The sequence below is a fragment of the Pseudovibrio sp. Alg231-02 genome, from assembly GCF_900143565.1.
GTDB lineage: Bacteria > Pseudomonadota > Alphaproteobacteria > Rhizobiales > Stappiaceae > Pseudovibrio.
This window is the reverse complement of record NZ_FREX01000015.1, coordinates 18178-40696: the sequence shown is the minus strand read 5'-3', so window position 1 is coordinate 40696 and position 22519 is coordinate 18178. Positions and strand designations below refer to the sequence as shown.

Genomic DNA, 22519 nt, shown 5'->3' with positions numbered 1-22519 from the left:
CGTGCACATCAAACCGCAGTTATTTTGATGCGCTGTCCAGATAAGCCAGCAGGTTCTCGATATCTGCTGGCTTCTTCAAACCGGCAAATGCCATACGGTTTTTTGGCAAGAATTTCTTCGGCTTGGCGAGAAACTCTGTCAGAGACTCTGTATCCCACGTCACATCAGCACTTGCCATAACCTTGGAATATTTGAAGCCCTCAACAGCAGCGGCCTGACGGCCAATCACACCATGCAGGCTCGGGCCAACTTTGTTCTGCCCTTCCTTCACGCTGTGGCATGCCTTGCACTTCTTAAAAACCTTCTTGCCCGCCTTCACATCACCCGCAAACGCCACCTGAACAGGAGCCGCAACTGGTTCAGCTGCAGCTTGATTCCCGTCTGTTGTCAGCACAAGGCGAAGAGTAACCGGTACCGTCCGTGTAATCCCGTTCAGCTTGGCAAGTGTTTTCAGCTGATCCACACCTGCATTCACACCCGCTTCCTCAGTTCCCAAAAACACCATGTCATTGGTAGTCGCCAGAACTTTGCTGTCGGAAATACGCGCTACAAAAACCTCTGTCTCTACCGGGATTTCGGTGCCCAGCAAATTGAGGGTGGCTTCAAGATCAACAACAGTGGTTGCACCAACTGCAAGCTGGTTCAGCTCAGCAGTGTCCAGCTGCGCAGTCAGATCAGCAGACCCGATGCTTTGGAACACGATCTGGCGCATACGCTCATTGCGAATATCGATGTTGGTCTCAACAGAACCCAGATCAATTGTCAGCTGCAGCTTGCCATCTTCTGAGACAGAGCCGGAGAGTTTCTCAAAGCTGTTCACTTCCCCCACGGAGTTTTTCTTGATGGTGCCGTATGAAAGGCGTGAGCTGTCGCTGTCCACGCTCCAGGTTTGTGCAAGGGCACTGCCAGACAACAGTAAAAGCATCGCAGAGGTGCGGAAAAGGGTTTTTACCATAGGTATGTCGCCTTCGTGATTTGATGTGATTGACGATTTTTGGTTGCTATCAATTGAGGAACACACGACAGCTGGCTTTTATTCGATGTATTTTGGAAAAAAATATCAGAAACGTTTTCAAAGTGACCTAATCACCATCATGCCCCGGCTCTGGCGCTTTGCACTTTCGCTTGCAGGGCAAAAGGATCTGGCGGACGATTTGGTGCAGGCCACATGTCTGCGGGCATTGGAGCGGGAAAGCCAGTTTCAGGCAGGTTCAAACTTTGCCGCCTGGACCATGACCATTTGCCGGTCCATCTGGTTAAACGAGATGCGCAGCCAACACCTGAGAAAAACCGGCCAGCTCGACACCGCCATCGAATCCAGCCTCATCGACCCGTCTCCATCTCCTGAAACGAATATTTTCGCCGCTGAAGTGTTTAAACAGGTGATGCGACTGCCAGAAGGTCAGCGCTCTGTGGTGGAACTTGTCTTTGTTGAGCAATTCACCTATCGCGAAGCAGCCGCAATTTTAGGTATTCCTATTGGAACGGTCATGAGCCGTTTATCTGCAGCCCGAAAAACGCTTGCACCTTTAAAGCAGGAACAAGCCAAGCAGATGAAGAAGGGAGAGCTGGCATGACGTACACTGACGAACACCTACGGTCTTATCTGGCAGGCTCTCTGGACTCAGAAACCGCACAGCAAATAGAAGCGGATCTGGAGAGCGATCCGATCCTGGAACAACGCCTGCTGGCACTTGAAGGTCTGCTCCCCGTCGTCCAGCAAGGCTTTGCAGAGATCCCTGACGCAGATCACCTGAAACAGCTGGAAGACAAGATCTTCGCACAGCCAACCCCTGCAAACGATCATGCAGCCGCTCCAACCTTTGTCCGCACATGGAGCACCCGCGCAGCAACGCTTGTGATTGGCTTGGCCATCGGAACAGGCTTCATGTACTGGGCAGATGACGCAACTGACTGGCGGCAGGAAGTCGCAAGCTATCAGGCGCTATACGTCAAAGAGACAATCGCATCCTTGAACAGGTCCGAGGATGAACTGAAACAAGAGCTGGCTGAAGCCTCCACCGCTGTAGGCCAGCAGCTGAACCTTTCAGACCTCAATGATCTGGAAGGCTTGAAACTACTGCGAACCCAGGTTCTGGGCCATGAAGGCGCACCACTCATCCAGATCGTCTTTGCAGACCCCAACGGTGCCCCGGTTGCATTTTGCATCCTCAAAGACACCGATGCCGCCGGAACCATCATGCAATCCACCAGCCTCAAAGGCATGGCCTCCGCAGACTGGACCGGCAACGGCTATCGTTACCTCGTTATTGGAGGCCAAAACCAAAGCCGCATCGACACCGTCGCCGAGCAAATCCACTCCCGCGTTTTGTAGGCAAGGAGAGCCTCACACAAATCTTTCTGTCAGTATCTGTCAGAGTGAGCGCCGCAGGGAGGATCAGTATGCTAGGTCTTTCGGATTGCTGACTGGGACTTTGCGTTGATGAAAACATACGACGAGATTGAAACGGAGACTGAAGATAAGCTTGCAAGCCGTGTCTGGTTTCACCTGATGCGGGCCCACCGCTATCTTTACCCACGCTTTGAGCGCAATTTGCGAACGCATGGCATTGATAACCCGGTCTGGTATGAAATTCTGCTGGAGGTTGAACGTGCCGGAGAGCAGGGGGCAAAGGCCTCTGACTTGCAAGACCATCTGCACATGGCGCAGTTCAGCATGTCACGGCACATCGCCCGTATGGAAAAGAAGGGGCTGATTGAGCGTCGTCCAGATAAAGAGGACGGACGCGCGCAGCTGATTTTCCTGACACCTCAAGCGGCCCATGCCCACGAGGAAATCTGGCCGCATTACTTCAAAATCATCCAGCAGGAAGTCGGAGAACGTCTCACCAAGAAAGAGGCGTTTGAACTCTTCAAACTGCTGACCAAGCTCTACGAATAAAAAAGGGCCGCTAAACAGCGACCCCAATATCTCTTAAAACCTGTAGTTTGCCGTAAGGCTAAAGGAACGCCCCGGTTCCTTCAGGGTGTTTACTGACTGGTAGTCACCACCATACGTTCCTCGATCTGAATAATCTTCATCAAAGATGTTGTTTGCCTCAAGTCGAAGCTTCAAACCATCAACCTGCTCTGGTTCGTATTCCGCAAACAACCCGACAACTGCATAGCCATCCAGTGTTCGATTGGAGTCACCAGATCCTGTGTCATAATCGAATGCCCCTTGCACATCTCCGCCGATTATCAGACCGTAGTCTTCCAATTTATGAGAAACGTTGAAAGCAATGACTTGTCCCAGTGGGGCAGCAAAGTCCTGAGCAACATAGGAATCGGCGGCATCACCATCAACTTCCACACGCGTGTTGGAATAGGTGATTTTTGCCGAACCTGAGGTCCACTTGTAGCCCGCAGCCAAGTTGAAGCCTTCGGTAAGAACATCCACATTTGCGTCACGCGAGCGAGCATCGCTAATGTCAGTTCTGAAGATTTCACCGGAGAGCAAAAAGCCGGAACGTTCAAACTCAAGCCCAGCAGTCACGTTGTGAGAACGAGATGACTTGATATCGGAGTAATCCCATGAGGAGCTGAAGGTATAATTGTCCTCAAGCGCTATCCCACCAAAAACAGTAGCATAACCGGCTTTAAGTTTGAGGCCTTCCAAGACCTCATAGGATGCCGAGCTGTTGCCACTCAGACCAGTGACAGAAGTATCGAAATCTCCAAGACCTTCAAAGCGCTGATGATCAAGGCGTAAGCCCGCGGACAGTTTCAACGCTGACGATGGTGTCCAACGTACCTGTCCGAAACTGCCGAAGTTATGAGCAACCTCTTCCAAATCAGAGGATGGATCATCGTAGTTTGCGGTCTTCCTGTAAAAATCAAATCCGGTAGTGAAGCCAATATCCTCAGTTAACCGGAAAGTGTTTGCAATTTTGCCGTTCAAGGTATTGGAAGTCCCGTTACTTCCATATGGCACAGGCACGTCGATATTGTTTTCGCTGAAGCCGAGCACCACTTCAGGATCAACAAGATCTGTTGGCTCGAGGTGCTCATAACGGAATGAGAAGCTCTTTCGCAGGGTATCATACAGCCGCGTTGTATCATTTGGTTTTGAGGTCAATGAACCAATGTTTGCACGAAATGCCCGCTCTTCCTTGTCCTTCAGCATCATGCCAGAAACCTCAAAGCGATGTCCGGTCTCAGATGTGTAACCGGCTTTGAGTAGGCCAGTCTGCAAGTTTGCTCCGGTACCCGGGATTTCCCAGTTACCGCCAGAGGTGTAGTCCTGTCCCTTAGCGTTTTTAGCGAAGGCCAGAATATCAAAGCCGTTATGCTCAGCAAAACCAGTCAAAGCTTGGGAGAATGTATTGCCGTTTGTATCAAAACTCAGCGTGGCTTTGCCGCCCATGGTCTCGCCATCTTCCAGCAGGTCTAATGCATCAATCAGCTGAAAGGCGATGGAACCGCCCAGAGCGTTCGGGCCAGAATCTGCAGCGGCAACACCCGCATCCACACGCACCGCACGCAACAACGCTGGATCAATGGCATTGGCTGTTACATGGTGGAACGCACGGTTGTTCTGCATCGCGCCTTCAATAGTCATGTTCAGGTTGAGAGCATCCACACCATTGACGAAGATCTTCTGGGCAATAGGGATACCGCCGCCAACCGTTACTGAGGCATTCTCAGCAAACACATCACGAAGATCACCCATCTCAGCGGCTTCAATCGCTTGAGTTGAAACGTAGATTGAGGTGTTTCTGTCAGCAGCCACTGCAAAGCGATCATTGTTGAAACTATAAACAACAACAGGGTCCAGCTCCTCGCTGGCATCCACACTATCCTGCGCTGCAGCCCCGGTAGAAAAATAAGCAACGTTTAAAACACAAACGGAAACAAGCAAGCGCCACCGAAGTTTCTTCATTAGGATCCCCACCCACATATTGGCCGTATTACCTACGGCGAATCAAATATGAGATAATTACTCATGTTTATGCGCGAGGGTATATTGGAGCGTAATTATAGATGCAAGTGCATCTATATACATAAACGTTTGCGACACGATTAATGAATTGAAATCACCATAAAATGCAATGTGTTATGTAATTTTTATCAAAATCTGATCTGTGTGTATCCGCTGAATTTGACAGGAAGTGTTCAAAGATCACCGGGCGCAAAACAAAAAAAGCCCCCGCTAAAAGCATAGCGGGGGCTTACAATAAAAAGAAATTTAAGCTTGGCGCTGGCCCATCTGATCATCAAGTGTCAGCAGGTGCCAACGGTCATCACCAGCAGCTTTCACCTGGTCCAGAACACGGCGGAACAGATCTTCTTCTTCAATCTGCTCTTCAAGGAACCAGTGCAGCATGTTCTGCGTCCCATATTCCTTTTCATCATGGGCGAGATCAAACAGAGCATGGATTTGCGACGTGACCTTCACTTCCATTTTCATGGCCAGCTCAATAGCTGCCTGTGCTGAATCAAATTCAACAGTAGGAGCAGATATGCCTTCCAGAGTAACGCGGGAGTCCCGTTTCACGATGAAGTCATAAATGCGCATTGCATGGTCAGTCTCTTCTTTTGAATGAAGACGGAACCACTTTGCAAAACCTGGCAGCTCAATGGAATCAAAGTAGGCAGCCACAGCGAGATAAACGTAAGAGGCACTCAGCTCAGCATTGATTTGCTGGTTAAGAGCTTCTGCGACTTTGGTGTTGAGCTTCATCGGATTCTCCAATCAGTAGTTTTGTGGAGACAGATTTGAAGAGCTACAAACTATTCGCTTTGACCAAAGTCAATTTGAGAAGAATTATCTTAGCAATTGCAAGTGATTAGCAGTTTCACAAATGACCATTTTGGGAGCTCAGGCCCTATGTTCGCCAGGTCTTGGGCGCTGATCCATAGATCCGCTTAAAGGCATTGCTAAAGCTGGACGGGCTGTTATATCCCGCCATATAGGCAGCCTCAGAAACAGTAATGCCGCCTTTGTTGATGGCTTGCCGCGCCTTCTCCAAACGCTGTTTACGAATGAAATCAGAGACAGTCAGATTGTACTTTTCCTTGAAGTGGCGCTGAATGCTTCGTTTGCTAAGGCCCGTTTCTTTAGAGATCCGCTCGATGGAAAGGTCTTCCTCCAGATGCTCCAGCAGAAATTCCCGCACCTTCAATCCTTTGATCCGTAACTGACTGTCCGCTTCCCGCTTCTCGGCCTGGACGGCCCCCTGCAAGTGAGCACAGCTCTGAGACATCAAGCCAAACGCCTCGGCTTGCCGTTGAAGGCCACCGATTTCATCAGCCCCATCATTCGTCATAGCCAAAATCCGCGCAGCACAGTCCACCATACGCTCATCCGGCTGCCAGATGAAGTAGTTCAGGTGGCCATTCATAAAACTCCGCACTTCCGCAGAAAGAGCAGAGGCCTGAAACCCAATTGCACCGTACCAGTCCGGTTGAGCTGCAATGCCAACCTTGCGCAGCGAGTGCCCGGCCTCACTCGGCTTCAGGCGCAAATTGGCAGGTTTTCGCAGGTTGAACAGCAGAGCCTGAGGCTTGGGTGTTTCGCGATCCCCGGCATCCAGATCAAAATAAACATCATCAATGTAAAACTGCTGCTGACCTTCCAGATAAATGAAAATCTGGAAAATAGGTGAGAGCTCCACCAAACTTTCATTTTCATGATGGCCCATTGTCTCATCCAGGACTTTGACTCGGATCTGCTGCTCAATCTGCACAGAAAGTGCTCCCTGACTTTTCACTGGCGCGAATGGATATGTTTTTGGCGCACACGCCAATGCATTTCCAATCGACGAACGCCCCCTCATAAATATATTATGAGTTTTGAAGTCAAGTTTAAAACTTCGTATAAATGAAGTAAGTCCAGCGCGACCTTCCAGCTCACGAACATCTCGGTAAAGAGGTGCCCAAAGTGCTCGCCACACACTGCGAGCGCTCATGGTGTTGTGCTGTCGCGCGGATACGATTGGAGAATGTTTCGATGTCTAGCCGCGACGTTGATAGAGCACTTAAGAACGCCCGTTTCACGCAAAAAACGCAAATGAACGCACTAAACCTTTTATTGGTTTCCACCGCGCTGACTTGCGCTTCAGCGGCGTCCGCTCAGGAGAATAAACTGCTGGATGAAGTGGTCGTCACAGCCTCAGCTTCTGAAGTGACCTACAAGAACGCGCCAGCAAGTATCTCCGTTATCACCGCAGATGACTTGGAAAATCAGGGGGCTCGTGACGTTCGTTCCCTTCTGGAAAGTGTAGAAGGTCTCACGTTCAACAGAGCAGGTAATCAAAGCAAAGTGCAGATCCGCGGACTGAACGAGAATTACACGTTGTTTCTGATAGACGGAAAACGCGTCACCTCCGCTCCAAACGCCTTCCGCGGAAACGACTACGATTCCGGCTGGGTTCCACTCGAAGCCGTCGAACGTATTGAAATCGTTCGCGGTCCTATGTCCTCACTCTACGGTTCAGATGCAATCGGTGGTGTTGTCAACATCATCACCAAGAAGGAAACCGAAGAGTGGCACGGCTCACTTACCAACGAATATACCCTTCAGGAAAACCGCAAATCCGGTGATTATGGCCGTACGGGTTTCAATCTTTCAGGTCCAATCCTCAAAGACAAACTCTTTATGCGAACCTACGGCAGCTGGGATTTTCGCCGCAAAGATTCAAGCTCTCTGAACCCTGACAGTGCAAGCGGGCGGGCTAATGCAGGCTTTGCCAAGAGTGATAACAAACACCTTGATACGACTGTGACCTGGGATGTAAACCAAGAAAATTCCGTTGATTTTAGCGCAGGTTACAGCAAGCGCACACACGATAAGACAACATTGGACAGATACTCAGCGGGCATAACTCATCACGGCTCCTACGAGTTTGGTGAGACTGAGCTGCGTGTCTTTGGTGACCGTATCGACAACTCCTACGGCCACGGAAACACCGCTGGCGACGATATGCCGAACACAGCCTATAACTTCAATGGCGATGGCAAAGTCAGCTTTGACGCAGATCTTCTGGTCCCGAACTTCATCACCGTCGGCGCGACTTACCAACATCAATCCCTCGAAGACAAGTATGTACTTGTAGGCGAGGGCGGGTCAGACAGTTCCCTCTGGCAAGCCGCAGCCTTCATTGAAGACCGTCTTGAAATCACAGAGGATTTCGAGGTTACACTCGGAGGCCGTCTGGACAAACACGAAAAATTCGGCTGGAACGCCAGCCCCCGCGTTTACGGTGTTTATCACCTCACACAAGCCCTGACATTCAAAGGCGGCTGGTCCTCATCCTTCAAAGCCCCAACACTTCTGCAGCTGTCCCCCAATTGGAAACAGGTCTCATGCGGAGGGGATTGTTTCTTAGAAGGCGCTGAAGATTTGAACCCGGAACTGGGCAGTAGCTTTGAGGTTGGCTTCAAATATGACGAAGCAAAATGGAGTGTTGGGCTAACCAGTTTCCATAATACGATCAAAGACATGATCCAGTTTCCACCCGCCAGAACAGCTGATGTTGCGGTTGCTCAGACCTATTCCAACTATGTTGGTCTCACTGCAGATGGCAAACCGATCTTCAAGTTTGAAAACATTGAAGAAGCTCGCACAATGGGGATAGAAGCCAACCTGACCCTGCGTCCAACAGATGAGCTGACTGTCTCTGCCAACTACACCTATCTGGATGCAAAAAACACAAGCGCCAACGATGCACCGCTTGCCTTCCAGCCAGAGCATACCGCAAACGTTAAACTGGATTACAATTTCAGTGAAAAACTCAGTTTCGCGTTATCTGCCAACTACGTAGGCGAACAATACACCTCGGTTCCCGCCAACGGTGACATGGCATTTGCCCGCAAAGTAGACGGTTACATCACTGCAGATTTCACAGGTCGCTATGACGTCAATGAGAACTTCACGTTGCGCGCTGGCGTTCTAAACATTGCTGACAATCAGATCCTGAAAACGGATTGGGATGAATTCAATGTTGACGGTCGCCGCTACTTCATCTCAGGCACCACTCGTTTCTGATCTCTAATAATGAAGGAGCAAGGAGGTGGGCCCACGCTCACCTTCAATGCGTAGAGGTGTATCACTATGTTTTCATTTAAGAAACCGATAATCAGCTTAGTGGTTTTTATGATGTCTCAAACTGTGTCTTCAGGGTCAGCACTCGACCTTTCAAAAACGGAAAGTACGACTGAAACACGGTTTCTTCAGCAAGGCCGAGAGGAAGTCTTTGAGCTGCAGGCGGAAACCGGGGACTACATAGAACTTGGCTGGCAAGTGAATTCTGGCCGTTTTAACCTGGACAGTATCAACCGATTGACTGGTGCTCACATCCGCAGGTTTGTTTTTTCAAACGCTGGCCGTTCACCATTCTTGCTCGTCGTAGAGGATGCGCCAATCAATCTTAAAGTCTCTGCAATTGAAACCGGGCACTACACGCTGTCTATCATCAAACAAGTTGGTGCTGAGCATCAGAATATAGAACAAAATGAATACCTTAGCCCGCGTATTGCCAACCTTGCAGATCACCTGAAATCAGGCAACTCAACGGATGTCTTCTGGACTGAGATTGAACAAAAAGGCACGCCGCTCATTGAAGACAACGGGAACAACAAGAGTATCCTGACATTTCTTGCCAGAGGCGCCAGAACTGGTGTCCGCCTTCTTGGTGCCCCAACAAGCAATCATGAGGAACTTGAGCAGCTTGCAGGCAGTGACGTCTGGTTCAAATCATTTGTCGTTCCCAACACCACGCGGCTTTCCTATCAACTTGCTGTTGATGTGCCGGTGATTTCAGGCACTTGGATGGAACGACGGAGAGCGATTCTGGCAACTCTGGCAGCAGACCCGCTCAACAAGCACCCTTGGCCAGCAGACGCAATTGATCCTTATAGTCAACACTCTACGGTGCTTTTGCCAGCAGCTGAACCTGGCCATTTTCTCGGCAATCAGACAGTCGCAAAAGGTCAGGTCACACATTCCAAGATTGATAGCAAAACCCTTGGGAACAAACGTGATATTTGGCTATATCGTTCTGTCGGCTATGAAGCATCAAAAGCAACTGCTCCGCTGCTCATCATGTTTGATGCAGAACACTATAAAGGCCGTATCTCTGTTCCGGACATTCTGGATAACATGGTCGCAGACGGCGCAATTCCGCCATTAGCAGCCGTATTTATATCTCATATAGATTCAAAAACACGAACTCAGGAGCTGCCTAACAACGCTCAGTTCGCTGCGTTTGTGGCGGAAGAACTATTGCCATTTGCAGAGGCAGAGCTTGGCATATCCGCTACACCAGAAAGAACCATTTTGGCAGGCTCCAGTTTTGGAGGCCTTGCGTCCAGCACCATCTCTCTACGCTATCCGCAACACTTTGGAAATGTTCTCTCCATCTCCGGATCCTATTGGTACTCAGAGGAGAATGAAGAGAATTACGTCGCGAACCTCATTGCAAATACTCCCCGTCAAGATATCCGTTTTTTCCTCAGCGCGGGGCTCTTTGAAAAGAGTGTAGTCGGCGGAGATCGAGGGATACTACAGTCCAATCAGCATCTTAGAGACGTTCTGCTTGCCAGGAATTATGAGGTGAAGCTGGAAGCCTATGCAGCAGGCCACGACTTATTCTCATGGCAAACCATTCTCAGTGATGGCCTTGTTTTTTTGATCGGGAAGGGCGCTCCATGACGGGTTGAAATCTCGTTTAGATGCAATCGCATAAAAATCTGAGTGTAAACTTCAGGTATTATTGGACATCCTTATTTTTTGATTTTAGATAGAGACAAAGCTCAACAGCCAGGCTCTGATGCCAAGCCATGAGACATCTATCCAACGGAGTTAGAAATGTTTCATCGTGTAACGAGATCGGTTGCCGCTTTCGCCTGCCTCGCCCTCGCAGCTTCTCCAGCCCTTTCAGATCAGGTCGAAATCAACACCGCCAATGGCAAAGCCAGCGTCGTTGTTGAGCCCAAAAATCTGATTGTGTTTGACATCGGAGCGGTCGACAACCTGAATGCACTTGGTGTTCAACCAGCAGGCGTCGTCAACAAAATGTATGTCGATTACCTTGATAACGTTCAGTCTGAGGCAGACGTCATCGGAACTCTGTTTGAGCCCGATTTCGAGGCAATCAATGCGCTTGAGCCTGAACTGATCATCGTTGGCGGCCGTTCCAGTAAACAGGCAAAGCCATTGTCTGAACTCGCGCCAACCATCGATATGACGCCAAGTTCTTCAGAGGTTTCAGCAACGCTGCTCGCGCATCTGGAAGCCTACGGAAAAGTCTTTAACAAGCAAAAGGAAGCAACGCAACTTACTAGTAATTACAACAAGTTGCTAGAACAAGTGAAAGCTTCAGTTAAAGGCAAGGGCAAGGCGCTTTTCGTTCTCACCAACGGCCCTAAAGTCTCCGTATTCGGCCCGGGCTCACGGTTCGGCTGGTTCCATGATGAACTGAAAATTGAACCGGCAATGGCTGAGGTTGCCGTTGCATCTCATGGAGAAGCGGTGTCCTTCGAATACATTCAAAAGGCCAATCCTGACTGGCTTCTGGTGATGGATCGCGCAACAGCAATTGGAAGTGATGCTGAAAACGCGCGTCAGGTCTTGGACAATGAACTTGTGACCAGCACAACAGCATGGAAGAAGGAGCAAGTGATCTACCTTGATCCGGCAGCGACTTACATCGCGCAAGGTGGCTATCAGGCAACCACACGCATCTTCAAACAGCTGATTGAAGCCTTCAATAAATAATAGTTCTCGCCAAGAGCTGGGCAAGTGCTGCTCAGCTCTAGCCATTTCCTTGGTGTCCCATGAAAAACATCGGCGTTGCTATCGTCGCTCTGTTCGCGCTTTCCTGCTTCAGCTTATTCGTTGGTGTCAAAGAGATCTCCCTCTCTGACTGGTGGCAAACCCCTCAGAACATTGACCTCTTTTTTATCAGTAGAATTCCGCGCACATTGGCAGTTGTTTTGACAGGTGCATCCCTTGCTGTTTCAGGTGCTGTCATGCAAATGCTCGCCCGAAACAGCTTTGTGGAGCCTTCCAGCGTTGGCACAGCTCAAAGTGCAGCACTGGGCATTTTGCTTGTGACACTGCTTTATCCGGGTAGCCCATTGATTGTGAAGATGATTGTCGCGTCCATAACAGCGATGATCGGCATGGCTGTCTTCTTGGCGATGATCTCCAGATTGCCCGTAACATCTCCATTGCTCGTGCCACTCGTTGGCTTGATCTTCAGCGGCATCGTGGAAGCCTTGACCATCTTCATCGCTTTTCAAACAGAAATGCTGCAGTTTCAGGGGACATGGATGAGCGGAGAGTTCTCCGGCATCTTACGTGGCCGCTATGAGCTCTTGTGGCTTTGTGGCGTACTGGCAATCCTCACATATGTTGTGGCTGATCAATTCACCATCATCGGCATGGGCAAAGATGCCAGCGTCAATCTGGGCCTCAATTACAAGCAAGTCGTGATTGTCGGCCTGTTTATATTGGCACTTTCAACGTCACTGGTTGTTGTCACTGTGGGCATGATCCCATTTGTGGGGCTGGTTGTGCCAAACATCGCCCGCAGATTGATGGGTGACAACCTGCGGGCCAGCTTGCCGTGGGTCGCAGTGCTCGGCGCGCTTCTGGTGCTTGTATGCGATCTTATCGGGCGTCTGGTTCATTTCCCCTATGAGATACCCGTTGGTACGGTACTCGGCGTCATCGGGTCTTTCGTTTTCCTCTATCTGTTGTATGCGAGACCAGCTCATGCACGCTAAAAAGCTCATTATCCTGAGCGTTTTGCTGGCACTTGCTTGTATCGCTTTCATGACTCTTGGCGCCAAAGGCAGCTGGAGTTTCCTGCTTGTTTTCCGGGGAACAAAACTACTCGCACTTTTGCTGGTGTCAGTCTCAATTTCTGTTGCAACACTTCTGTTCCAAACCATCAGCGGGAACCGCATCTTAACACCCTCCATCATGGGCTTTGATGCCTTGTACCTGCTGGTTCAAACGCTGCTGGTGTTTATGCTCGGAGGGTTCACCTACGTCGCTCTTGATGGACAAATCAAGTTTCTCGCAGAAGTAGGTGTTATGTTGCTTGCAGCCGTATTGCTCTTCTCAACAGTGATGGGAAAAGGCAGGCAGGACCTTCATCGTATGGTTCTGGTGGGTATCATTTTCGGGGTATTGTTTCGAAGTCTGACAGGGTTCCTGCAAAGGATTATCGATCCAAACGACTTCGCCATTTTGCAAGGTGCAAGTTTTGCTCAATTTTCCAGCGTAGACAAAGACCTGCTCGGCCTCAGCATCCTGCTCGTTTCAGTGTGTTGCCTTATCATTTGGCGGCTTAGATACAGCCTTGATGTCATTGCACTGGGACGCAGCAACGCGATCAATTTGGGCGTAAACTATGAGCGGGCAAGCTTCGCTGTTCTGGTCCTCGTCGCCACTCTGGTTTCTGTTTCAACAGCGCTGGTCGGTCCTGTTGCTTTCTTTGGTTTGTTGGTGACTAGTCTTGCTCATTTTATCATGAACACCCACCGTCACAGCATTTTGCTGCCGGCTTCTATTCTGATCGCTGCACTCATTCTCGTCAGCGGCCAGACGGTCTTTGAGCGCATTTTGAAAAGCCAGTCTACCCTGAGTGTTACCGTAGAATTCTTCGGCGGACTTCTCTTCCTGCTGCTTCTCTTTCGAGGAAAAATGAGATGATTGAAATTAATGGTGTTTCTCATAGTTACGGAAAGAGCAAAATCCTTCAAAACATCTCGCTTTCCATAAAAGAAAGCGGAATCACTGCCTTGATTGGGCCAAACGGGGCAGGGAAGTCCACGCTCTTGTCCCTCATGACCCGCTTGCAGCCACTCCAGACAGGTTCCATCTCGTTTGATGGCCAATCAGTGTCGCAAACACCCACCAGAGAACTTGCAAAGACCCTTGCTATCTTAAGACAAGATAATGCACTCAGCAGTCGTATGTCTCTGCGGGATCTTGTTGGATTTGGCCGCTACCCGCACCACAAAGGTCGCCCAACAGCCAAAGATCATAGAGCGGTAGATGAAGCTTTAGATTATTTTGATCTGCAAACTATGTCCGACAGGTTCATTGATGAAGTCTCTGGCGGCCAAAAACAACGAGCACTAGTCGCAATGGCATTTTGTCAGGAGACAAAGTACCTCCTACTGGATGAACCTCTTAACAATCTTGATATGTACTACGCTCGCAGCCTCATGAAGCGCCTGCGCGAGATAGCAGACACAGGCAAACGCTCATTTGTCATCGTCCTCCACGACATCAACTACGCCGGAGCCTACGCTAATGAGATCATAGCCCTGAAAGACGGCACCCTCGCCATCCACGGAACACCGCAGGATGTCCTGGAAACAAAAGCCCTGCAGACCCTCTACTCAATGGAAATCAAAGTAACCCAACACCAGGGACAACTCGTGGCCTTGCATCATTTGTAGGCAGTACTCTTTGGGATCTAACGAATTGTTTCGGCTTTGAGAATGGTGAAATGCACAGTTGGCCGGGATATGTAATGTAGTCATAAGTCCATATAACATATTGATTTTTTGAATAATTATAAAACATGATTATTTAATTCATATTTGACTTTTGTCATTTGCGAAAGATGTTCTGTTTTCTATTTCTCGGATTGCAAATCATTCTCAATTGCGAGTAGCAGCCAGTTTTGCCCTGGTGATCCTATTGCATTGGAGAGGGATAGGGGAGGTTTGCTCATGATGGGCTATCCCCTCAAAAGAGATTCCGAGTTTAAGCATGTTGAATAAAACGGCACTTCTATCATTCGCATCGGCAGTGGCAATCAGCTCTGCAGCTCTTGCAGGTTCTACTGAAGTTAAAGTCGAGGTTTTAGACAAAACTTTTGATCCAGCGGGTGGTTTTCTGGCTTACACAGAGTTTGAGCTTTCTGGCGAACCTTTAGCGGAAGGTCTGGGGCTGGATCTTGATGTTCTTGACCCAAATCTCGTCAATCAGCCAACCGCTTTTGATTACGCAGCCGGCATTGAGAGTTATGAATACTCTGAGGAGGCTATGTATGCGGTCAATTATCAGTCCAAGATGGGCCCGCATATCGTAAACGGTCCACTAAACAAAGCACGTGGCGGTTCACTTGAAAGCCTTGGTAAGCGCGTGATTGAACTGGCTGGATCTGTTGCCTTCCCAGTGGAAGAAATTCCGCTCAACATGTACCCGATCACCTTCCCATACATCTCAGCGCTTCCTGAATTTGGTCAGGCAACTGACAGTTCTGTCGTCTCCAGCGATGAGGCGGATATTCTGACCGCTCACGGAAAATCTAAAACAGTAAAAGTCGATATTCCAGCGTACTTCCGCGATTATGCTTCGCTCTCCTGGAAAGAGGAAGGCATGGACAAGTCTTTCAATCCCGGAGCTGCGGCAGGCATTATGCTGAAGGATGTCATGTGGGCACAGGATTTCCTCGGCGGTATGCACACAATAGCAGAGGATCTGGAAGTTGAGGCTGAAAGTTCTGTCATGGATCAGGATGGCGTACACGCGCTCGGAGTATCCACGGCAGATGGTTTCAACGGCGTTATTCTAACTGAAATGCTCAATGACCGCATGATAACATTACGTGATCAGTTTGGTTATGACGGTAAGATGCTTGGCGCAAAGCTGACCGCGTCTTATGATCCTGCACAGGGCCCAATCTGGTTCCCGCGCAAGGTCGCTGTGACTGAAAAGACCGAGAACGCCGTGAAAGCCATCGGGTCTTTGAAGGTCATCGACGGGGCATCCTCTCTGCGTGACACATGGTTGATGCTGTGGCCGCTTTCTGAGATTTACGCATATAGCGACCAACGTATCGCAAACACAAACCAGAATCCGGCTTTTATCGCCGTGTTTGACGGTGCACCATTTGCTGCAGCTGTTGATTTGAACAAAGACAATGATCCGGTGAATGACATTGCTTCTGATGATGTCTTCTCCGCTGCAAGTGTTCTCACAAACGCCACTTTCAAAAACTTGGATGCACTGCACTTCAACAAAGAAGCGGGCACTCTGGTTGATCGTTATGATGGCAAGCAGGGCTCCAAAGTTACCACTTATGATGCGGCATATGCTCTTCAGGCCCTGAACATTTTTCAGCGTTCTCAGGATGCACTGGCCGTTGGTTATGCCTCCGCTGATGCGGGCGAGAGCCTGGAAACTGCACGCGGCAAGCGGGCGCTCGAGCTGATTAAAGCGCAGGCAGATTTTATTCTGAAGAATTTGATCTCTGAAAATGGCCTCGCAATTGATGGGTTTGAGATTGGCAAAGGCGCGAGCACGGAGCAAAGCCTGGGTACACAGTTCGCTGTTGTTCATGGGTTAACCTCGGCATTCCTTGCAACAAAGGATGAGAGCTACAAAGAAGCAGCACGTAAGCTGTTCCTGACCATTGAAGCGAAGATGTATGACAAGACGATTGGCACATACGCTGCTGTGCCAGGCCAACCAACTGAGCACACACCATACACCGCTGCTGCAATCAGTGCTGGACTGCGTAGTGCAATGCTTATTCTGCGCAACAGTGAAGGTGAGAATGAACCTCTATTGGACCTGGCAAGCCTGACGCACCGATATGAAAGCTGGTTCCGCACTGTCATTAACGGTCGCAATGTGAACGAGGGCATGCAGCTTGCTGAATGGCTGGGAGACAGTGGCGAAAACGTTGTAGCTGGTAGTGAAGATCTGGACACGGATGCAGATGGTGTTCCGCAGATTGTGCAAGCTGGCACAGCTATGGTGATGGCCGGTAAGGTCAAAGTTTTTGCTGTGAAATAAGTAGTTTACCGCGATTTGAAACAGCCGGGGTGTAAAACATCCCGGCTTCTTCTGCCTGTTAACCTAAGTCAAATGCGAGGCATTCGCATTTAGCTATAGAGACAACAATCATAATAATCTGACGAAGAATCGATCCGCAGTCATGGATGATGCAAGCAAGAATAGCGTACCAGTCACTGGACCTAAGCCAGCACAATCCAGCGCAATAAAGTTGTTCTGGAAACGTCTCGGTTACAAGAGCAAACATGCTGAGTTTGTGCTTTACTTCCTCACTATCAGTGGGTTGATGCTGTGGGATGTTGTTGGCCTTCCTTGGCAGCTCATCCAACCTTCACTTGCCATTCATTTCATTGTCTCCCTTATCCTCTTTCCATTGTTTGTTCTTCCATTCTGGTTTTCTCATCGTGACCTGATCAAGAAGAACGGACGCCCGTTTCTTCGTAGAACAGGCCAGATGATTGAGATTGCCCTGGTACTGTTGGTTCTCAGTGGCATTTATCTCGCGTTTTTTGGCAATCGCGGCAACATGATAGGGCAGGTCGCATATTGGCTCCATCTGGTTCCAGCACTGCCGGTTTCGTTATTGGTGTTTCACCATGCCAAGCGCTATTCGATGGTTAAGGTTGCAGCTTGGATCTTCCCATTTCTTCTGGCGCTGGCCGCACTCATGGTGCCAGCCTATGCTGCCGTTGAAAGTAGCTCCCTTGTTCTCAATAGTGAGGGCACAAAACTCATCTCAGCAAACTTTGATGCAGGCAGTGTCACTGTTGTTGACCGCAGCTCTAGCAAAGTGCTGCAAGAGATCAAGATCGGTGGTGAGCTACGCCGCATCGCGTTGGATGAAAAACAGCATATTGCAGGCGTAACGGACTACACGGGTGACCGTGTGGTTTTCATTGATCTGAACACAAGCAAAGTTCTCTCTGAGTTCAAGACTGACTATCGTCCATTTGGCATTATCTATGACAAGATCAACAACCTGTTCTGGGTTTCATTGTTTGAAGCGCACAAGATCATTGCAGTTGATCCGAGACAAGGCATCACTCAGGAAATCGACAGCGAAGAGACCCCGCGTGGTCTTGCTTTGCTTAGTGATGGTCGTCTGATCGTAACGCATGCCATGGTTGGCAAGGTCTCCATTTGGGATACTTCAGGGGCTAAACTTACATTTCTGAAGACGATCAGTTTGGCTGAAACTCAGGACAACGACGAAGCTGTTTCGCAGGGTGTCCCGCGCATTCTGGATGATATTGCAGTAAGCCCAGATGAGAGCGAGGCCTGGTTGCCACACGTTCTTTGGAACTTTGATCATCCTTTCCAGTTTCAATCCACCGTGTTTCCGAGTGTCTCATTGTTGAGCCTTGAACAAGGGCAAGAGAAAGAAGTTGCTGAGCGCCGCAAGCACCTCTTCAAGCAAATCAATATTATCGATACCAACAATCGCACCCGCATTGTTTCAAACCCTCATGATGCTGAATTCTCCGAGGACGGTAAAAAAGTTTACGTTACATTGGCTGGAAGCGAAGACTTGATGGTCTTTGATCTGACACGCAGAACAGCCCTGACCAGCAAGAAGAAGCGCCGAGCGCGCCGCAAGGGCAAACTGAACCAAGGTGGGGCAAAGGTCATGCAGATCTTTCGCCACATTCCGGGCAACAATCCGCGTGGGTTAGTCGTTTCGGGGCAGGACATCTTCGTGCAAAACGCAATGACACTTGATTTCGTAGCACTGAAGAGAGGTGGGGACGGCCCGTTTGCGCGCGTCACTCTGGGTGGGCAAGCTCCAGCTCCACTAGTGCAGAGCGATCCGGTTGAGGCCAAGCTACGCCGAGGTAAAACCCTTTTTAACAGCGGCAACACGGATGATTCCAAACTAACGCCTACCACTGGTGACTTTTGGATGAGTTGTCAGAGTTGCCATGTGGATGGCTTCAACTTCACCAATGGCTATCTTTACCGATCCACACCAACCAAAAAGTTTGACCGTGCCACGATTGGTCACGACAACTTAAACAATATGATCTCCGGTAACTTCATCGGCGACTACTTGCGCATCATGCAAAAGACGCAAGGTGGTATGGGCCATGACGACCGTGATGGAGCCTTGCAGATCAATCCGGATGAACCGTCAGAACCGGTCAAACGCGACATGGAGGCTCTGCAAGCTTTCATCACATCACGTGGAAACTTACCGCTGAATGCAAGTTGGATACGCCTTGATGATGATCGGAAGGTTCTACATGAGAAGGATTGGGTGAACTCAGCCGCCTGTGCATCCTGCCATTCTGACATGTTTGAGCAATGGGCAGATTCAAACCATCGTCTGATGGGAGAATCTAACCCATACTTCATGGTCGTGAAATCCGTTGCAGAACAGACGGAAGGTAAGGACTTCGGCAAATGGTGCCTTGGCTGTCATGAGCCACAAGAACAGTTCACCGAGCCAAAGGCGGTTCCGCAAGAAGGACATATGTTTGAGAAGGGTGGTGCCAGTCTCTTTGAAGCCCTTGAGACGGGCGTACCGGATTCAGATGAAGGCACGGGCTGCTTATTCTGCCATCGTATCACTCGTATTGAAGCAGCTATGGGGCAGACGGCAGGCACCAACGCCAGCTTTACCGTCAATGTGAAAGATAGAGAAAAGTATATCTTTGAGGATAACGACAACGCACTGCTGCACTGGGTGGGTAACCGTCAGATCAACGCCAAGCCCGAAGTGCATGCCAAGTCGTACTCTCAGCCATTTTACAAGGATTCTGCTCTGTGTAGCACCTGCCATAATGAGGTGGCTCCAGGCACAGGTAGTGTCATCGTGAACACCTACGGTGAGTGGGAAAAATCCTCCTACAACAATCCAGCGGACCCCTCCAAGAACCGCACTTGCATCAGCTGTCACATGATGGCTGACGTGCGAAAGATCGGTGAGAATGTCCCAGGCATTTCTACAGATGGGGGCAAGGTGAAAGAGAATGTGGTGACACATCAATTCACGGGTGCCAATCACCATCTTGTCGGCCTGCGCAATAAGAAGCTCTCAGACATGAGCATTGAGCTGTTGCAAACTGCTGCTGAGTTGGAAAGCTACATCGACGAAAATGAGAAACTGATCGTTCGTGTCAAAAATGTTGGAGCAGGGCATGCCTTGCCAACCGGCGTTGCTGACTTCCGGCAGCTTTGGCTGGATGTGACCGTGAAAGACGCAAGTGGCAAGGTTATTCTGGAAGATGGCAAGATGGATGATAAGGGCGTCGTACCAACCGATGCTCGTATGTTCCAAAAGGTCTTTGGCGACAAGGATGGCAAGCCTGTCGGCCTGCTCTTCTGGCGTTATGAAAAAATGCTGAAAGATACCAAGATCCCAGCGAATGGTTATCGGGATGAAGCCTTTGCATTGCCAAAGGAAGCTACTTATCCGCTCAGCGTTGATGTGAAGATGATGTTCCGCATCTATCCGCAGTGGGTGACCGATGCAGTACGCCAATCCTACCCAGATCTACCAAATCCAAAAGCTGTTGTTATGGCTGAACTTACTCAAACACTGGAGCGGCCATAATGTTTGCCAGTTTTCTGATCACATTTCGCGAAGGGCTGGAAGCCTTTCTGCTGGTTGGCATCATCCTGTCTTACATGCACAAACTTGGCGTGCGGCATTTCAACAAATACGTCTATCTTGGTGTTGTACTTGGGTTGATCGTATCACTGGCGTTGGCCTTTGTTTTCCAGGTGGTGATTGACCAGTTTTCCAATCAACACTATCAGCACCTGCTGATGATCTTCATTCTGCTCTTTGCCACGCTGGTACTGAGCTACATGGCGATCTGGATGCACAAGCAGGCCAAGGCGCAGGTCGACAATGTCAAAAAGAAGCTGAAGTTCCACATCTCCTCCGGCAACCTGTGGGGCATGGTGTTTCTTGCGTTCATTGCGGTGCTGCGAGAAGGATTTGAGACCGTATTGTTTTTCTCTGCTCTCATGTATTCAGGGCAGGGCGTGACATTGGAGAACGGTCTGATTGGGGCAACTATCGGTCTCGTTGCATCCATCCTGCTGGTTTGGATTATGATGCGCGGCACCCGCGAAGTTCCTATTGCTCCGTTCTTCAAGTACACCAGCTTGCTGATCATTATCATCGCAGCCGGATTGTTCTCGTCTGCCATCAATATGCTGCAGGCGATTGATGTTGTTCCGATTTTGGTGGAACAGATCTTCAACATCTCGTTTATTTTGGATGATCAGGGCACCTTTGGTACTTTCATGCGGGCGTTGTTTGGATATAACGCGTCTCCAACGCTAATCCAATTTACCAGTTGGGTGCTTTACCTTGGATTATTCCTGAGTTTCTGGAGCCGCGGCTATGCTCAAAAAGCCTGAACATGTTTTGGTGTTGGGGGCGGGGCCTGCTGGTCTGACAGCAGCAATCCGCTTGCTGGAAGCTGGTATTCAGGTCACCGTGCTTGAAAAGGCTTCAAAAGAGGGGGGCCAAAGCGGTACAACAACGTTTGAAGGTCGCCATGGGACCTATCGCTTTGACTACGGTGGCCACCGCTTTATCACTCACAACGCGCAATTGCTAAAACTGGTTGAAGAGCTGGTTGGCGATGACCTGTTGACCAGCCAACGCAAAAGCGTCATTCGCTTTCAGGATCGTACCTACGATTATCCATTAGCAATGAGCAACATCCTGAAAACGGCACCAACCTCATTATTGATTGGTGCGGTAAAAGACTTGGTACTTCTGCCATTCGGTAAGCCCAAGGACGATAACTTCGCAACTTGGATTACCAGTCGGTTTGGTAAGACGCTCTACAAAAATTTCTTTGAAGGATACACAGCTAAACTCTGGGGTATTGATCCGGTCGACCTGTCCGCAGACTGGGCTGGTCAGCGCATAAGTCTGTTGGACTTGAAAGATGTTGCCAAACGCCTTTTGCCAATCGGGAGTGACACTCCGCGCACTTACGCCAGAAGCTATCGCTACCCTAAGCATGGGTTCGGTGCCATTTTTGAGCGCATGGCCCGAAAAGTTGAAGCGCTTGGCGGCGAGATTATCTTTGATGCAGCTGTCGATGGCTTTGACTACGCAGCAAATAAAATTAGTGCCGTGAAAGCAGGGGGCTTGTCCTACCCGGCAGATGCTGTGCTCTCTACGCTCTCTTTGCCTTACATGGTGAACATGACAGGTGGCGAGAGTGCGTTAACATTCAGAGGATTACGGTTCTTTAATATGCCTCTTGAAATGGACAACCTCTCAGACTGCACATGGCAGTATCTGTCAGATCCCGACATAATAGCAACGCGATTGCAGGAGCCAAAACGACGCTCACCGTTCATGGCTCCCAAGGGGCACACCTCTGCAATGTTAGAGATCCCATGTGATCCGGGGAGCGGGCTGTGGGAGATGGACAACCAGCAGATGTTTGCTCAAGCGTGTGGTGTCTTGAATAAGCTTGGCATCAATAGCGCAGCAGCCACAGGTGAATACTTCTCTACTTATCAGCGGCAGGCCTATCCGCTGATGACAGTGGGATATGAGAAGAACCGTGCTAACGCAATTGCCCACCTCAATCAGTTTGAAAATCTGATCCAGTGTGGGCGGCAAGGTACCTTCCGTTACATCTTCACAGACACCTCTATGGAGATGGGGCAGATGGCTGCTGATGCGTTGATTAGCGAAAAGGATCAGCGCACTACCATCTATGAGCATCGTAGTGAAAGAACCGTTATTGAAACGGAAAGTGTGGCTTAGGA

17 protein-coding genes are annotated in these 22519 nt (G+C 49.6%); 13 read left to right on the top strand and 4 right to left on the bottom strand.

What is annotated here, in order from left to right; genetic code table 11:
- Positions 1 to 19: 19 nt before the first annotated feature.
- Positions 20 to 955: a c-type cytochrome gene (locus tag DHN43_RS25525; protein WP_108820537.1), complete on the bottom strand. Its 936-nt coding sequence runs from the start codon at positions 953 to 955 to the stop codon at positions 20 to 22.
- A gap of 25 nt (positions 956 to 980) precedes the next feature.
- Here DHN43_RS25525 and DHN43_RS25520 point away from each other — a divergent pair, with 25 nt between their 5' ends.
- The 3 genes from DHN43_RS25520 (at position 981) to DHN43_RS25510 (ending at position 2902) form a co-directional block, all read left to right on the top strand.
- Complete coding sequence (locus DHN43_RS25520; protein ID WP_244306974.1) at positions 981 to 1577, top strand: RNA polymerase sigma factor; 597 nt, start codon at positions 981 to 983, stop codon at positions 1575 to 1577.
- A complete protein-coding gene (locus tag DHN43_RS25515; RefSeq protein ID WP_108820535.1) occupies positions 1574 to 2335 on the top strand; it encodes an anti-sigma factor in 762 nt (253 codons plus the stop codon). Before DHN43_RS25520 ends, DHN43_RS25515 begins: the two co-directional genes overlap by 4 nt.
- A 108-nt stretch (positions 2336 to 2443) precedes the next feature.
- Positions 2444 to 2902 carry a MarR family winged helix-turn-helix transcriptional regulator gene (locus DHN43_RS25510; RefSeq protein ID WP_108820534.1) on the top strand — a complete coding sequence of 153 codons (459 nt, stop codon included), beginning with the start codon at positions 2444 to 2446 and terminating at the stop codon, positions 2900 to 2902.
- A 33-nt stretch (positions 2903 to 2935) separates the two neighbouring features.
- On the opposite strand, the gene DHN43_RS25505 is transcribed toward DHN43_RS25510, so the two are convergent.
- The 3 genes from DHN43_RS25505 to DHN43_RS25495 all read right to left on the bottom strand — a co-directional run bounded on the left by DHN43_RS25505 (position 2936) and on the right by DHN43_RS25495 (position 6689).
- Positions 2936 to 4882, bottom strand: coding sequence for a TonB-dependent receptor plug domain-containing protein (locus tag DHN43_RS25505; RefSeq protein WP_108820533.1), 1947 nt, complete (start codon positions 4880 to 4882; stop codon positions 2936 to 2938).
- 306 nt (positions 4883 to 5188) lie between these two features.
- Positions 5189 to 5683: a ferritin gene (locus tag DHN43_RS25500; RefSeq protein ID WP_108820532.1), complete on the bottom strand. Its 495-nt coding sequence runs from the start codon at positions 5681 to 5683 to the stop codon at positions 5189 to 5191.
- 145 nt (positions 5684 to 5828) lie between these two features.
- Complete coding sequence (locus DHN43_RS25495; protein WP_208995630.1) at positions 5829 to 6689, bottom strand: helix-turn-helix domain-containing protein; 861 nt, start codon at positions 6687 to 6689, stop codon at positions 5829 to 5831.
- A 263-nt stretch (positions 6690 to 6952) separates the two neighbouring features.
- Here DHN43_RS25495 and DHN43_RS25490 point away from each other — a divergent pair, with 263 nt between their 5' ends.
- The 10 genes from DHN43_RS25490 (at position 6953) to DHN43_RS25445 (ending at position 22517) form a co-directional block, all read left to right on the top strand.
- Positions 6953 to 8989: a TonB-dependent receptor domain-containing protein gene (locus DHN43_RS25490; protein ID WP_108820531.1), complete on the top strand. Its 2037-nt coding sequence runs from the start codon at positions 6953 to 6955 to the stop codon at positions 8987 to 8989.
- A 108-nt stretch (positions 8990 to 9097) separates the two neighbouring features.
- Positions 9098 to 10654: an alpha/beta hydrolase gene (locus tag DHN43_RS25485; protein WP_208995629.1), complete on the top strand. Its 1557-nt coding sequence runs from the start codon at positions 9098 to 9100 to the stop codon at positions 10652 to 10654.
- Between the two features lie 156 nt (positions 10655 to 10810).
- Positions 10811 to 11719: a siderophore ABC transporter substrate-binding protein gene (locus DHN43_RS25480; protein WP_108820529.1), complete on the top strand. Its 909-nt coding sequence runs from the start codon at positions 10811 to 10813 to the stop codon at positions 11717 to 11719.
- A gap of 59 nt (positions 11720 to 11778) precedes the next feature.
- Positions 11779 to 12732, top strand: a complete 954-nt coding sequence (locus DHN43_RS25475) for an ABC transporter permease (RefSeq protein ID WP_108820528.1) — start codon at positions 11779 to 11781, stop codon at positions 12730 to 12732.
- A complete protein-coding gene (locus DHN43_RS25470; protein WP_063292107.1) occupies positions 12707 to 13666 on the top strand; it encodes an iron chelate uptake ABC transporter family permease subunit in 960 nt (319 codons plus the stop codon). The genes DHN43_RS25475 and DHN43_RS25470 overlap by 26 nt, the downstream gene beginning before the upstream one ends.
- A complete protein-coding gene (locus DHN43_RS25465) occupies positions 13663 to 14421 on the top strand; it encodes an iron ABC transporter ATP-binding protein (protein WP_108820527.1) in 759 nt (252 codons plus the stop codon). Before DHN43_RS25470 ends, DHN43_RS25465 begins: the two co-directional genes overlap by 4 nt.
- 316 nt (positions 14422 to 14737) lie before the next feature.
- A complete protein-coding gene (locus DHN43_RS25460) occupies positions 14738 to 16771 on the top strand; it encodes a hypothetical protein (protein WP_108820526.1) in 2034 nt (677 codons plus the stop codon).
- A 142-nt stretch (positions 16772 to 16913) separates the two neighbouring features.
- The gene (locus DHN43_RS25455) at positions 16914 to 20324 is read left to right on the top strand and encodes a multiheme c-type cytochrome (RefSeq protein ID WP_108820525.1); all 3411 of its coding nucleotides are present in this window, start codon (positions 16914 to 16916) and stop codon (positions 20322 to 20324) included.
- Complete coding sequence (locus DHN43_RS25450; protein WP_108820524.1) at positions 20324 to 21142, top strand: FTR1 family iron permease; 819 nt, start codon at positions 20324 to 20326, stop codon at positions 21140 to 21142. The genes DHN43_RS25455 and DHN43_RS25450 overlap by 1 nt, the downstream gene beginning before the upstream one ends.
- On the top strand, positions 21126 to 22517 hold the full coding sequence (locus DHN43_RS25445) for an FAD-dependent oxidoreductase (protein WP_108820523.1): 1392 nt from the start codon (positions 21126 to 21128) through the stop codon (positions 22515 to 22517). Before DHN43_RS25450 ends, DHN43_RS25445 begins: the two co-directional genes overlap by 17 nt.
- Positions 22518 to 22519 lie beyond the last annotated feature (2 nt).

What these genes read in the sequence shown, in the direction of transcription:
- DHN43_RS25515 (WP_108820535.1), top strand. Translation starts at nt 1,574, where the DNA reads ATGACGTACACTGACGAACACCTACGGTCTTATCTGGCAGGCTCTCTG.
- DHN43_RS25510 (WP_108820534.1), top strand. Translation starts at nt 2,444, where the DNA reads ATGAAAACATACGACGAGATTGAAACGGAGACTGAAGATAAGCTTGCA.
- DHN43_RS25485 (WP_208995629.1), top strand. Translation starts at nt 9,098, where the DNA reads ATGATGTCTCAAACTGTGTCTTCAGGGTCAGCACTCGACCTTTCAAAA.
- DHN43_RS25445 (WP_108820523.1), top strand. Translation starts at nt 21,126, where the DNA reads ATGCTCAAAAAGCCTGAACATGTTTTGGTGTTGGGGGCGGGGCCTGCT.
- DHN43_RS25455 (WP_108820525.1), top strand. Translation starts at nt 16,914, where the DNA reads ATGGATGATGCAAGCAAGAATAGCGTACCAGTCACTGGACCTAAGCCA.
- DHN43_RS25490 (WP_108820531.1), top strand. Translation starts at nt 6,953, where the DNA reads ATGTCTAGCCGCGACGTTGATAGAGCACTTAAGAACGCCCGTTTCACG.
- DHN43_RS25450 (WP_108820524.1), top strand. Translation starts at nt 20,324, where the DNA reads ATGTTTGCCAGTTTTCTGATCACATTTCGCGAAGGGCTGGAAGCCTTT.
- DHN43_RS25470 (WP_063292107.1), top strand. Translation starts at nt 12,707, where the DNA reads ATGCGAGACCAGCTCATGCACGCTAAAAAGCTCATTATCCTGAGCGTT.
- DHN43_RS25460 (WP_108820526.1), top strand. Translation starts at nt 14,738, where the DNA reads ATGTTGAATAAAACGGCACTTCTATCATTCGCATCGGCAGTGGCAATC.
- DHN43_RS25475 (WP_108820528.1), top strand. Translation starts at nt 11,779, where the DNA reads ATGAAAAACATCGGCGTTGCTATCGTCGCTCTGTTCGCGCTTTCCTGC.
- DHN43_RS25525 (WP_108820537.1), bottom strand. Translation starts at nt 955, where the DNA reads ATGGTAAAAACCCTTTTCCGCACCTCTGCGATGCTTTTACTGTTGTCT.
- DHN43_RS25465 (WP_108820527.1), top strand. Translation starts at nt 13,663, where the DNA reads ATGATTGAAATTAATGGTGTTTCTCATAGTTACGGAAAGAGCAAAATC.
- DHN43_RS25500 (WP_108820532.1), bottom strand. Translation starts at nt 5,683, where the DNA reads ATGAAGCTCAACACCAAAGTCGCAGAAGCTCTTAACCAGCAAATCAAT.
- DHN43_RS25505 (WP_108820533.1), bottom strand. Translation starts at nt 4,882, where the DNA reads ATGAAGAAACTTCGGTGGCGCTTGCTTGTTTCCGTTTGTGTTTTAAAC.
- DHN43_RS25480 (WP_108820529.1), top strand. Translation starts at nt 10,811, where the DNA reads ATGTTTCATCGTGTAACGAGATCGGTTGCCGCTTTCGCCTGCCTCGCC.